Genomic DNA, 12783 nt, shown 5'->3' with positions numbered 1-12783 from the left:
GTTTATCCGAGCCTTATGCTGATGCCCAGCCCAATTTCTCAGTAGCACCAGTGCATTATGGTTATGCCTGTAAGTCAGTAGTTACTCAGGGTGGTTTCTGCGCCAATTTTCCGTATACTTTGCACTCTTTTTTATGGTCGCAAAGGTCGAAGGTTAGAGGTAATGGAGCAACTTATCGAGTTCGCCAGTAATAATATGATCCTGGCAGGCATCTGGCTGGCATTGGTCGCCATGCTGATCTACAGCTATATCAGCACCTGGACATCGTCGGTGAAGGAAGTGAACACCCACGAAGCCACATTGCTTATCAACAAGCAGGATGCCACGGTTCTGGATATCCGTCCGGTGAAAGACTTTCGCGCTGGTCACATTATTAACGCTCGTCAGATCAAGCCCGAAGAGATCAGGGAGAAAAATTTTAAGAAACTTGAAAACCTTAAAGACAAGCCCATTATTGTAATTTGCGCAATGGGTAATTCTGCCCGCGCCACGGCAACAGCTATGGCTAAGGATGGATTCTCAGACGTTCGGATTTTGAAAGGCGGAATGAATGCCTGGCAAAGTGCCAGCCTTCCCATCTCCAGATAGAGGCTTACCATGCAACAGGTCGACATTTACACCAAAGCGTTTTGTCCTTTCTGTACGCGCGCCAAAGCCTTGCTTGAGGAGAAAGGTGTTGCGTTTCATGAAGTGGCTATTGATGCAAAACCCCAGTTACGCGAAGAAATGATTGAACGCGCCAACGGGGGCTGGACCGTGCCTCAGATATTCATCGGCGACCTGCATATTGGTGGCTGCGATGAGCTGATGGCGCTGGAGCGTCAGCAAAAACTGGATGCTTTACTACAAAGCCAGTAACCATATGGCTTTACATTGAATATCACTATTATAACGATTAGGAAGTAACATGGCTGAAGAAAATCAAAGCAATAACGGCGAAGCTGCAGCAAAACAAGCGCAGCAGCAATTTAATATCCAACGCATCTATACCAAAGATATCTCGTATGAGGCACCAAACTCACCGGCTATTTTCACCAAAGAGTGGAAGCCCGAGATTAAACTGGATATCGATACCAGCACCAATACCCTTGAAGAAAACGTGTATGAAGTTGTGCTGTCGGTAACAGTCACGGCGACCATGAACGAAGAAACCGCCTTCTTGTGCGAAGTTCAGCAAGCAGGGATTTTCGCCATTGGTGAGATACCAGAACAAAATAAAGCGCACATGGTTGGTGCTTACTGCCCGAACGTGCTGTTCCCTTATGCCCGTGAAGCTATCGCCAGCCTGGTGAACCGCGGTACCTTCCCACCACTGAACCTGGCGCCGGTTAACTTTGACGCTATTTTTGCCGCTTATATGCAAAAACGTGCACAGCAGGCGCAAGAAGGCGATAACGCGCAGCAACTGGACGCATAATCAAGGTGAATCCGAACGCAAACGCGGTATCGGTATTAGGGGCGGGGTCATACGGCACCGCCCTTGCCTTTTGTCTGGCCCGAAACGGGGTTCCAACGTATTTGTGGGGCCGCGACACGGAACATATGCGCGCGCTTAGCGACAGCCGCGAAAATGCGCGGTACCTGCCTGGCGCCACCTTTCCCGAACAGTTGTCAATAGAGACTGATCTGGCCGCTGCTGTCAGTGCCAGCCGCGATATTCTGGTGGTGGTACCCAGCCATGCGTTTAAAGCCATGCTGGAAACCATTCAGCCCATGTTGTCCGATGCGCATCGCGTAATCTGGGCGACCAAGGGACTGGAGCCAGGTAGCGGACGACTGTTGCGGGAAGTGGCACTGGATGTGCTGGGCGATACCTACCCGCTGGCGGTACTGTCAGGCCCAACCTTTGCCAAAGAGATGGTAGCCGGCCTGCCGACTGCGATTTCGCTGTCTTCTACCGACCAGCAGCTCATTGACGACTTTGCCGCAAAACTGCATTGCGCCAAATCATTCAGGGTCTACAAAAATCCTGATTTTATTGGGGTGCAGTTAGGCGGAGCTGTTAAAAATGTGATTGCCATTGGTGCCGGGTTAGCCGACGGCCTTGGCTTTGGCGCCAATGCCCGGACGGCACTGATCACACGGGGGCTGGCCGAACTGACCCGTTTAGGCGTGAATTTGGGCGCACAGCCTGAGACCTTTATGGGCATGGCAGGCCTGGGCGATCTGGTACTCACCTGTACTGACAACCAGTCACGTAACCGGCGCTTTGGTCTGGCCCTCGGCCAGGGCAAGTCTGTCGATACTGCCATGCAGGAGATTGGACAGGTTGTAGAAGGCTACCGAAACACAGAAGAAGTGCACATTCTGTCGAAACGCCTCGGCGTGGAAATGCCCATTTGTGAACAGATATACGCGGTGCTGTATCAGGGCAAGCCCCCTAAAGAGGCCGCGCTGACTCTGCTGGGTCGTGAGCTTAAAGACGAAACCGCGTAACTCACGCGGTTTTTTTATCTGGCCCCGTCAAACCCCATCTGACGCCAGCTTTCATACACAAACACCGACACCGCATTGGACAGGTTCATGCTTCTGCTGTCTGGCAGCATAGGGATACGCAAACGCTGCGCCGGTGGTAGCGCATTGATGATGCTATCGGGCAAGCCGCGGGTTTCCGGTCCGAACAACAGAGCGTCGCCTTTTTGATAGTGCACATCGGTGTAAAACGCGCTGCCTTTCGTTGTACAGGCAAACACCCGGCTGGGGTTACAGGCCGCCAGATAAGCATCCATCGAACTGTGACGCTGTACGCTGGCAAATTCGTGGTAGTCCAGACCTGCCCGGCGAATACGCTTGTCGTCCCAGGCAAAGCCCAGTGGCTCAATTAAATGCAATGAAAAGCCGGAATTGGCGCACAACCGGATAATATTACCGGTATTCGGCGGGATCTCAGGCTGGTAAAGCACGATATCTAACATAACACAGCACTCTGTAACAAAAGCGTCAGCCTACCGCTACTTGTCAACACACACAATATTTACCGCCCCTGGCGGACACTCATTGTGACGCACTCGTTAACTCATCGTCTGGCAACAATAATCCGTATCCTGGTGACTGCGTATTACACAACATAGAAAACAGCGTGAAACGTTAAGTACGCATTCATTATTTGCAGGAGTACGCCATGAGTCATCAGGCCGAGTCGAGTAACCGCCCCGATTACGATGCTGTGATCCAGGATATCGCGGATTATGTGATTAACTATGAAGTGCAGTCAGAGGAAGCACTGGATACTGCCCGAAACTGTTTAATGGATACGCTGGGCTGCGGCCTGCTGGCACTGCGCTACCCGGAATGCACCAAGCACCTTGGCCCGCTGGTACCGGGTACGGTTGTTCCCAATGGTGCCCGTGTTCCCGGTACGCAATACACACTGGACCCGGTAAAAGCGGCCTGGGACATTGGCTGTATTATTCGCTGGCTGGACTTTAACGACACCTGGCTGGCTGCCGAATGGGGCCACCCGTCAGATAACCTGGGCGGCATTCTTGCCATGGCCGATTATCTCTCGCAGCAGCGTATTGCGCGTGGCGAGTCCCCGCTTACTATGCGTGATGTATTGCTGGCCATGATTAAGGCCCATGAGATTCAGGGCGTCATTGCGCTGGATAACAGCTTTAACCGGGTTGGTTTGTGTCATGTACTGCTGGTCCGGGTGGCCAGTGTGGCCGTGGTAACGCACATGATGGGCGGCAACCGCGAGCAAATAATGGCCGCGCTTTCGCAGGCATGGGTAGATGGCTCGGCACTGCGCACCTATCGTCATGCGCCTAATGCCGGCTCACGCAAATCATGGGCGGCAGGGGATGCCACCTCACGCGCGGTGCGTCTGGCCGACATGTCAATGCGCGGCGAAATGGGTATTCCCAGCGCACTCACCGCACCACAATGGGGCTTTTACGATGTGTCTTTCAGTCACACCAATAAAGACTTACAGGTGAAGCCTGAGACCCAGCGCACATTCACGTTTCAGCGCGAGTATGGCAGTTACGTCATGGAGCACATTCTGTTTAAGCTCAGCTTTCCCGCCGAGTTTCATGCTCAGACTGCCTGTGAAGCCGCCGTGGCGCTACACCCACAGGTCAAAGACCGCATTGATGACATTGAGCGCATTGTGATCACCACCCATGAATCGGCAATACGCATCATTTCTAAACAGGGCAAACTGGCCAACCCAGCCGATCGCGACCACTGTCTGCAGTACATGACGGCCGTTCCATTACTACTGGGCGAGCTGAATGCGGACCATTATGAAGATGACTTCCATACATCGCATCCCGACATTGATACCCTGCGCGAGAAAATGGAAGTCGTGGAAGATAAACAGTACAGCGAGGACTATCACGCCCCGGACAAACGTTCCATTGCCAATGCCGTGCAGGTCTTTTTCTCTGATGGGACCGCCACCGATCAGGTCGCTGTCGAATACCCGATCGGACACCGCCGTCGTCGTGAAGAAGGCATACCCGTGCTTGAGGAGAAATTTAAACGCAACCTGGCGACACGCTTCCCGGCGCAGCAAGCCAGCGCCATATATTCTCTGTGTAAAGATCCGTCAGCGCTTCAGGCAACGCCGGTTAACCGCTTTATGGACATGCTGGTCATTTAGCTGGCTGTTACAACCATTTCCTGGCTTCGTCTAACACGGTGGTCAACCGGCGTGGCAGGGCTTCCCCGCGCCGGCAACAGTAGTAAATAGTTTCACTGACCGGCGTTGTCAGGGTATGTGTGCGGATTTGCGCAGACTTATCAAACGCCGCCACCGCGTAAGCAGGCAGTACGGTAAAGCCTAAGCCTCTGCTGACCGGCTCCAGTATTAAACCAATCTGATTAGAAAATCCTTTTCGTGTAAACGTTTTGCTGCCTTTGTACTGTGGGTAGTTGGGCTGCAACAGAAGTGAGGCGTGATAGTCGCCGTCGGGGTGATCAATAAAGCCCAGCGCACACAAGTCCTGCCAGTGGGGGACGGCAACCGACGCTGGCGTTACCAGCAGTAACTGCTCTTGTGCAATTGGCTGACAATGCAGCAGCGGGCTGTCAGAAGGACGGGTCACAAACCCCAGATCCGCGTCACCGCTAACAACACCGTTCTCAATATCATGATTAGGGGCAAACCGGTACTCAACGCTAAGCTGAGGATGATACACCTGCAAGTCGAGTAAATGCGGGTACAATTTAAGGCCAAGGCTACCCGGTGACATTATCCGCACCGTGCCTTCAAAAGCAGGATCATCACCAATGTGCTGCGCCACATTGCTTAGTGCCTGTAATATCTGCTGGCCTTCCTGATACAACTTTCTGCCCGCATCGGACAGGCTAAACTGTTTGCCGTCACGCAGTAATAAAGGCGTACCCAATTGTTCTTCGAGCTTTTTTATATGCTGACTGACGCCAGACTGCGTCATATACAGCCTTTCTGCTGTGCGCGTAAACTGGCCTACCTCAGCCAGCACGCAAAATGTCTGTAGCCACACCGTGTTTATCATTACAAAATATACTCGATTTTATTAAATATGATAATTTTACGTAATCATACCGCTTGTGTAGGCTAATTAACAACCAACACAGGAGGCAATTTATGACTAACGTATATCCCCGTACTTTTTCTCACATTGGTATTTCCGTACCGGATGTCGAAAAAGCGGTTGAATTTTACACCCAGGTAATGGGCTGGTATCTGATTATGGAACCGACCACCATAGAGGAAGATGACAGTGCCATTGGTGAGATGTGTTCAGATGTTTTCGGACCTGGCTGGGGCAGCTTTAAAATCGCCCACCTGTCTACCGGTGACCGGGTAGGTGTGGAGATTTTCCAGTTTAACGACCAGACCAATCCGGATAATAATTTTGAATACTGGAAGACCGGAATTTTCCATTTCTGTGTGCAGGATCCAAATGTAGAAGCACTGGCCGATCGCATCGTCGCCGCCGGCGGTAAAAAGCGCATGCCGGAACCGCGCTACTATTACCCCGGCGAGAAACCTTACCGCATGATTTATATGGAAGATCCGTTCGGTAATATCCTGGAAATTTACAGCCATAGCTATGAATTAATCTACAGTGAAGGCGCTTATTAGCGCGTCACCGCAACGACAGGCGTCCTGCGGGACGCCTGTCGCTACCCTTGTGGTTAAAAGCAGATTCGCACAGGTACACCAAGCATCTACGACCCAAGTCGCATTGTGACTCAGTACACTGCCACCTAGACTGGCCGCTCCTTCAACAACCTTGAGGTACGGTGTGTCTTACGAGCAATCATCTGACTATGCATCACAATCGCAACCTGCCACTGCATTTGCCAGCCGCGCAGACTACCTTGATCATGAACTGTCTATCATGTCGCCGCGACGATGGCGGCCTAATCTGCCGCTTCGCGACTACCGGTTTGAGTTTGAAGATCTGGTGCCGGGCATGGCCGCAACCATTGGAAAAATTGTGATGGTGGCGGCCGTGGTCGGCGCGTTTGCTGCCCCGCTCGGTCTGTCCTCCGACTTTGTCATTGAGAATGTGCGTTTTGAATTGCTGATTGCTGGCGTGCTGTTCGCCATACTGGTGTCAGGATTTATTAATCCCACAGCCAACCTTGCCGGTACACATGGCCCCTTGCTTCCCCTGGTCCCGATCATTGTCGCCTCAGGTGGTCATCCAATGGCACTGGGTTTACTTATTGGCCTATTTGGTTTGCTACTGGGAATAACACGCGGCGGCAGTATTCTGGCCAAACTTACCAGTAACGGCGTGTGCGGCGGCTTACTGCTTTACCTTGGATTTATTGGCATTACCGGGCAGGTGAAGAAACTGTTTGCCTGGGCCGAGGGTTTCGACATGGGGTACCTTGCGTTCGTCGTACTGATCGTGACTATTGTTCTTTACGCCTGGCTTGAGCATATCAAAAAGCGCTGGCTGGCGATTCCGCTGGGCGCCGGTGTTGCCGCGGTTCTCGCACTGGCGATGGGCGCACCGTTCGAGTTCACCACCGCGCCGGGTGTACCTAACCTTAACCCTGCCTACTGGTGGGGCGAAAGCACCGGCTGGCAACTGGGACTGCCTGGCTGGTCACACTTTGTCGCGGTTCTGCCTTTTGCCGTGCTGGCGGTCGCAATGTGGTCACCGGATTTTCTTGGCCATCAGGTCTTTCAGAAAATCAGCTATCCCAAAAAGACGCAAAAAGTACAGATGAACATTGACGATACCATGATCGCTGCATCTACACGGCAGGCCGTCGGCAGTATGCTGGGAGGCGGTAATATTGCGTCATCCTGGGGAACCTACATCATTCCGGCATCCATCGCCCGGCGCCCTATCCCGGCAGGCGCAGTCGTAACCGGCGTCTTGTGTGTTATTGCTGCACTGTGGGGCTACCCCATGGATCTGGCAGTGTGGCCGCCGGTACTGTCTGTCGCCCTGATTGTAGGGGTTTTCCTGCCGCTGATGGAGGCCGGTATGCAAATGACCCGGGAAGGCAAGACCACACAATCGGCGGCGCTGGTGGTGGTGTCGTCAGTACTGGTCAATCCGGTATTTGGCTGGTCATTCACGATGCTGCTGGACAATATCGGTATGGTCGGCTGTAAAGACCGTGCCAGCGAACTGGGCAAAACCGGCCGCTGGATCATTCCCGGCATTACATTTGTTGTACTGTGCACGGTAATGGCAATTATTGGCATGTTTCCGGGGATCCCCGCAATCATCAGCACATTCAACTAGTCTGCGTATGAGCGGTCACAGTCGCCCCCAGGCAAATTTAAGCCTGGGGGCGCTTTGCACATGCGAATAATAAGTACGTGTCAACACCGCCATTGCCTTTCTTCTCAGTCCACAACGGACGCGCCGATACTTAGTCAGTGATAATGCACTACTCATGCAGGTGAGAGTAAATCACCCGCAACGTTTTCATCAGGTTTTGTCTGGCAGTGGGCCAGAAAATCGAAATATTATCGAAGTTATTCGATTCATAGTCGGCCTGAAGCCGGGCAGCCATGTCATTGAGTGGATCAGACTGAACAGTTTTTATCACACTGACCAGCTTGCGGCTGCTGGTCAGGATCTTGCCACGACTGTCCTCCATCACGGCCTGCTCCACTCCTTCTACCGCTTCGCTGAGGTTATCCATCAGGCTGGTCAGTGACTGTGCAAGCGACCCCACCTGTTCGTTTTGCTGCAGGTACGGCAGCAAATCAAACCAGACAATGGGGTCGGCAGGCATGGGGGCTTTGGCAAAGGCCGGCACTGGCCGGCTCGGCGTGTCGTCGGCATTTTCCTTTTGCAGCTCAGCTTTTTGCGCGTCCACCAGCGCCTGTTCCTGCTCGACCAGTTTATGCTCACTGTCTTTCAGTTTGGTCTGCGCCTGTTGTAACGCTTTTTCCTTGGTATCCAGCTGTGACTTGCTTTGCAGCAGCTCGCTTTCCAGCTGTTTCAGTTGATCACTAAGTTCACTCTGACTGGAGTCCTGCTGACTGAGCGAAGCTTTGGTCTGTGCGTACTCTTTCTCGATGGCAGAGAGCTTGTCGGCCAGCGCCTTCTGTTTGGCCTGCAGATCACTGATACTCTGCTCACGTTCTTTCAGCGCGGATTGCTGCGATCTCACCTGTGACTGCAGCTGTGCCTCCTGCGCCTCCTGCTGCGCCAGACGCTCACGTAACGATGCTGCCTGCTCGCGGGCAGTATTCAGCTCACTTTGCAGTTTCTGCTCTTCGCTTATGGTCCTGGAAACCTTGCTCTCGGCCTGCGTCAGCGCCTCGCGGCTCTGTTCAAGCTGCGACTGCATAGACGTATTCTGATTTTCAGCCTGACTGAGTGCCTGTTGCAATTGCTTCTTCTGCGCTTCGATTTCTTCGTGATGCCTGCGCCACTGCTCATCACTGCCACTCATCATTTCTTTTTGTTTCTCAGCGCGCTGCGCCACATCTGACAATTCTGACTTCAGTTGTTCTAACATGGCCTGCTGCTCTTCACGGGCCAGTTTCTCGGCGTCCATCTGCTGCTGTCTGGCGGTAAGCTCTTTACGCGCCTCTTCCAGTTGCTGCTGTTTGCCTTCCAGCTCTTTGGCCAGCCGGGCCTGTTCTTCCGCACGCCGCTTGTCGCTACTCGACATGGCCTGTTGCTGCTCTTGCGCACGTTTTTCCATGCTGGCCATTTCTGACTGCAGTTTCTCCAGCAAGGCCTGCTGTGTCTGGCGGGCCTGCTTCTCTTCGTCCATTTGCTGCTGACGGGCACTCAGTTCTGCGCGGGTTTCTTCAAGCTGCTTCTGGCGGGCAGCCAGCTTCTCTTCCATGGCCTGTTGTTCGGCCTGGCGCGCCTTGTCGGTCTCGGCAATGGCCTGTTGCTGCTCGGCTGATTTGGCTTCCATGGTCGCAAGCTCAGACTTGAGTTTTTCAAAAATGGCCTGCTGGCGGGCCTTCTCGGCTTTTTCTGATTCGGTTTGTTGTTTGGCATCCTGCAGGAATGACTTGGTTTCCTGAAGCTGTTTCTGCTTGGCCTGCAGGTCTTCCTGCAGTTTTGCATGCTCTTCTTTGCGCTCGGCACTCATCGCCGCGAGCCTGGCTTGCTGCGCCTCTGCCTCGTCGCGGGTGGTTTGCATGTCCTGTTGCAGTTTGTCCAGCATGGCCTGCTGCCGGGCTTTTTCTGCTGCGGCATCTTCGTTCTGCTTTTTCGCCTCTTCGAGGTTGCGCGCTGTTTCACTTAACTGCGCCTGCTTGGCTTGCAGGGCCTCCTGCATGCGCTGCTGCTCCGCTTTACGCTCGGCGTCGAGGGTCGCCATTTTCTCCTGCTGCGCTTTCGCCTGCTGCTCAGCCTGCTGCATTTCCTGCTGCAATTTCGCCAGCACATCCTGTTGCTGGGCTTTCTCGCGCTGATCGGCTTCCGACTGCGCGCGAATTTTCTCAAGCGCGGATTCAGTCTGACTTAACTGCGACTGTTTGGCTTCCAGCTCCTGCTGGAGCTGGCTGGCGTAAGCTTCCATGTCGCCTTTCTCCTGCTGCGACATTTTCTCAAGCATCTGCATTTCATGCTGCAAATGTTCAATATTGCGGGCTTTGGCCGCCAGCTCAGCTTCGGCGGCCTGACAGGCCAGCTCAATTTCACGGCGCTGCTTCTCGGCCCTGTCGCTGGCTTTACGCTGATTGGCAAGCTGCTCGCGTAGTTTATCTGACGCCTCACCCGAACTGACTAACTGCGACTGCAGGGCATTGATCTGGCCGCTGACGTCAGACAACTGTTTGTCTTTGTCGCCAATGGAGTCTTTGAGGCTGGTGATTTGCGACAGGTACTGCTCAACTTCCTGCTCCTGCTCCCGGCGTGCCTCGCGCAACCGTTCGGTTTCCTTCTTGCTCTCGTCCAGCTGTGCCTGAGCCTGCTGATATTGCTTTTCACTGTATTGCAGCTTATCGGCTATTTGATTGCGCTGCGCCTCCAGACGACCTACCTTGGCGCTGGACTGTTTCAGTTGTGCTTCAAGATCGGCATTTGCCTGCTGACTCTGCGCCAGTAAGTTTTTATTGCGGGCATAGTCGCCCTGCAGGCTGGCCAGATGTTCGCTAATGTCTTTGTGGGCCTGCTGAAGATCGGTAATGGTGCCCATTTTTTCCGACAGGTCTTCTTCGGCTTCAGAGAGTTTCTGCTCGGTCGTCGCAAGACTTTCTTCGGTCTGTGCCAGGGTGGCCGACTGCTTTTCCAGCTTACTCTGACTGGAGGCCAGCAGTTGTTGTTTTTCGGCAACTTCTTTTTCGGCCGCCTCGCGTAACTGCAGTGCCTCGGTACGTGCCGCGTTGGCTTTTTCCAGCGCCCGTAAATCGACCCAAATGCAGATCACCGATTGTAGCTCGCCGTCACGCAGTACCGGAATGAGCGTCAGCTCACAGGGTAATGACTGACCGCGAAACGTATGTTGCCACGTAAACGTCTGCACCTGCCCCTGATGACGGGCCGTACTGAGTTTCTCACTAAGCTGGCGGGCTTTCTCCTCATTGTCATTCAGTAAGCCCTCATCGGGGCCCTTGCCAAGCAGTTCGTCCTCATCATGCAGTCCAAAAAATACGCAGGCAGCAGTATTTAAGTGACTAAATCCCTGCTCCTCCAGTATTCCCACCGGCACACTGGCATATTTGATGAGACGCTCGAACCGGTCATTCAGATAATCCTGCTCTTCGCGCCCGCCAATCCAGCACACAAACTCCTGAGGCAGTTCATTAATTTTACTGGCATAGAGCGTTGTGGAGACGGGTTTGCCGTTACTGTTAAGCAAGGCTGGCAGTTCGGAAAACTGGTCATGGCGATGCAGCTTTCTGGCCGCCCGGCCTGCCTGATCGCCCTGACTGAACATGTCATAAAAGGTGCGCTGCCTGATTTCATCGGCCGACAGCCCTAGCTGGCGGGTAACCGTATGATTTACCTCTTTTATTTTATCGTCGCCGTCAAACACCACAACGCCCATCGGAGCCCGGTCAATAAAGGCATGCAGACGTTTCACCGCATGCTGGCGATCATTTTCAAGCTGTACCTGCGTGGTAATATCTTCGGCGATACCCAGGATCCCGGTGCGCTTGCCGTCCTCATACACAGCCTGAACATGCACCTTAAGCGTTTTCTTAAGATCATCTGCCAGAGCTAAGGTAACGGTAGCATGCTTGGGCATGGCGGTTTCGAGGTTCAGATGCAGTGACGCCATCGCGTCATTGAAGCAGCTTATTTCGGTAATTGGTTTACCTTTCACGCGCATCGGATCGACGCCGAACACCTTGGCAAAACTGCGGTTACACTCTGTTAGTTTCAGGTCTGCATCGGTAAGGTAACAAGCCTGAGGCAGCAACGCGGTTAAGGACTGGTAACGTTTTTTCGCATTCTGCGCGTCAGCTTCGTGTTGTAGTTCTCGCTCACGGCTTGTCAGCGTCAGATGAATAAGCGGCGTGTCATGCAGCGTGTGCGTGGCACAGCGGGATGTTAGCCATACTGGTATCGCACGACCCGTGCTGTTAAGCGTGACCTCGATAGTGTCACCCTCGCCGTCTTTGGCCCGGTTGATAAGCTCAGAAACTGCTGGCTTATCGCTGTCAGAGAATATCCCGGCAATCTCATCGCCGGTGACGGGCGGCTGTTCAAGCCACTTCTCCAGTGATGCGCTGACCGTGACGTCTCCGGAACCGGTATCGAGACGAATTAACCCCGTTTGCGCCGTGTCCCACAGTGCGCTCAGGTGCCCGGCAAGCGCGTCTCCCTTATCAATTTCATGCTGCAGGCGATCGACATCTTCCAGCAGCACCTGGGCGGCGCAGCCGGTCACATCGGGCATTTTAGGGGTAACTCTCACCCGGTAGTGGCGGTCCCGTGATGGTAACTTACATTGCAGCACCTGTTCTCTGGCACCGGCAAGAGCATGCAGCAAATCGTGGCTGAGTGTTTCGGGCATTGCGGCTGTCAGTTCAGTATCAAGAAGTGCATCGGCTTTTTTACCAAGCAGGTAAGCCCCCGTGCGATTTACATACATAATGCGCTGCTGGTCACTTAACAGCACAATACCGGTGCTCAGGCTATCAAGTTGCGCCTGTAGCTGCGTACTGGTGGACTGCTGTTTATCCCGCGCTTTCTGATAACGCTTTGCAGAAATACGTGAAACCAGATACAGCACACAAAACAGCGCCGCAAGGCCGACAAGTGCCCAGAATACAAGGGTAAATGTAATAGCTGGCAATGCCTGTATCTTTTCTGCCCATGCCCACGCTGGACTGGGAAGCAGCAATAACAGCAAGAGAGTCGGATTAATTGACCGCAAAAACCACCCCATGACAAG

The 12783-nt window shown here is 53.4% G+C and carries 10 protein-coding genes; 7 read left to right on the top strand and 3 right to left on the bottom strand.

All coding sequences use genetic code 11. The features are described 5' to 3' along the window. Positions 1 to 162: 162 nt before the first annotated feature. From IE054_RS04940 to gpsA, 4 genes are read left to right on the top strand one after another with little or no spacing between them, the layout of a single operon-like run. The gene (locus IE054_RS04940; protein ID WP_189403978.1) at positions 163 to 588 is read left to right on the top strand and encodes a rhodanese-like domain-containing protein; all 426 of its coding nucleotides are present in this window, start codon (positions 163 to 165) and stop codon (positions 586 to 588) included. A gap of 9 nt (positions 589 to 597) precedes the next feature. After that, entirely contained in the window at positions 598 to 858 is a 261-nt protein-coding gene (gene grxC, locus IE054_RS04935; RefSeq protein ID WP_189403976.1) for a glutaredoxin 3, read from the top strand. Between the two features lie 49 nt (positions 859 to 907). Then, complete coding sequence (gene secB / locus IE054_RS04930) at positions 908 to 1417, top strand: protein-export chaperone SecB (RefSeq protein WP_189403974.1); 510 nt, start codon at positions 908 to 910, stop codon at positions 1415 to 1417. Positions 1418 to 1422: 5 nt separating this feature from the next. Continuing rightward, positions 1423 to 2436, top strand: a complete 1014-nt coding sequence (gene gpsA / locus IE054_RS04925) for an NAD(P)H-dependent glycerol-3-phosphate dehydrogenase (RefSeq protein ID WP_373293830.1) — start codon at positions 1423 to 1425, stop codon at positions 2434 to 2436. Between the two features lie 14 nt (positions 2437 to 2450). Here gpsA and trmL read toward each other — a convergent pair whose 3' ends face one another. Then, positions 2451 to 2915, bottom strand: coding sequence for a tRNA (uridine(34)/cytosine(34)/5-carboxymethylaminomethyluridine(34)-2'-O)-methyltransferase TrmL (gene trmL, locus IE054_RS04920; RefSeq protein ID WP_189403973.1), 465 nt, complete (start codon positions 2913 to 2915; stop codon positions 2451 to 2453). Between the two features lie 206 nt (positions 2916 to 3121). On the opposite strand from trmL, the gene IE054_RS04915 reads away from it, so the two are divergent. Continuing rightward, positions 3122 to 4606, top strand: coding sequence for a bifunctional 2-methylcitrate dehydratase/aconitate hydratase (locus IE054_RS04915; protein WP_189403971.1), 1485 nt, complete (start codon positions 3122 to 3124; stop codon positions 4604 to 4606). Between the two features lie 7 nt (positions 4607 to 4613). On the opposite strand, the gene IE054_RS04910 is transcribed toward IE054_RS04915, so the two are convergent. Further along, positions 4614 to 5483 (bottom strand): LysR family transcriptional regulator, encoded by an 870-nt coding sequence (locus IE054_RS04910; protein ID WP_189403970.1) that lies wholly within the window; start codon positions 5481 to 5483, stop codon positions 4614 to 4616. Between the two features lie 92 nt (positions 5484 to 5575). On the opposite strand from IE054_RS04910, the gene IE054_RS04905 reads away from it, so the two are divergent. Together IE054_RS04905 and IE054_RS04900 are read left to right on the top strand one after the other, a co-directional pair. After that, positions 5576 to 6076, top strand: a complete 501-nt coding sequence (locus IE054_RS04905; protein WP_189403969.1) for a lactoylglutathione lyase family protein — start codon at positions 5576 to 5578, stop codon at positions 6074 to 6076. A gap of 163 nt (positions 6077 to 6239) precedes the next feature. Next, the gene (locus IE054_RS04900; protein WP_189403968.1) at positions 6240 to 7706 is read left to right on the top strand and encodes a DUF3360 family protein; all 1467 of its coding nucleotides are present in this window, start codon (positions 6240 to 6242) and stop codon (positions 7704 to 7706) included. A 148-nt stretch (positions 7707 to 7854) separates the two neighbouring features. Here the strand turns inward: IE054_RS04900 and IE054_RS04895 are convergent, their stop codons facing one another. Next, positions 7855 to 12777 (bottom strand): PAS domain S-box protein, encoded by a 4923-nt coding sequence (locus IE054_RS04895; protein ID WP_189403967.1) that lies wholly within the window; start codon positions 12775 to 12777, stop codon positions 7855 to 7857. Between the last annotated feature and the right edge of the window lie 6 nt (positions 12778 to 12783).

It is taken from the genome of Alteromonas halophila, from assembly GCF_014651815.1.
Taxonomy (GTDB): Bacteria; Pseudomonadota; Gammaproteobacteria; order Enterobacterales; family Alteromonadaceae; genus Alteromonas; species Alteromonas halophila.
The sequence above is the reverse complement of the archived record's forward strand: the minus strand, read 5'-3'. Positions and strand labels throughout refer to the sequence as shown.

Coding starts and splice junctions, on each gene's coding strand:
- IE054_RS04915 (WP_189403971.1), top strand. CDS start 3,122: ATGAGTCATCAGGCCGAGTCGAGTAACCGCCCCGATTACGATGCTGTG.
- grxC (WP_189403976.1), top strand. CDS start 598: ATGCAACAGGTCGACATTTACACCAAAGCGTTTTGTCCTTTCTGTACG.
- IE054_RS04895 (WP_189403967.1), bottom strand. CDS start 12,777: ATGGGGTGGTTTTTGCGGTCAATTAATCCGACTCTCTTGCTGTTATTG.
- IE054_RS04910 (WP_189403970.1), bottom strand. CDS start 5,483: ATGATAAACACGGTGTGGCTACAGACATTTTGCGTGCTGGCTGAGGTA.
- trmL (WP_189403973.1), bottom strand. CDS start 2,915: ATGTTAGATATCGTGCTTTACCAGCCTGAGATCCCGCCGAATACCGGT.
- IE054_RS04905 (WP_189403969.1), top strand. CDS start 5,576: ATGACTAACGTATATCCCCGTACTTTTTCTCACATTGGTATTTCCGTA.
- IE054_RS04940 (WP_189403978.1), top strand. CDS start 163: ATGGAGCAACTTATCGAGTTCGCCAGTAATAATATGATCCTGGCAGGC.
- secB (WP_189403974.1), top strand. CDS start 908: ATGGCTGAAGAAAATCAAAGCAATAACGGCGAAGCTGCAGCAAAACAA.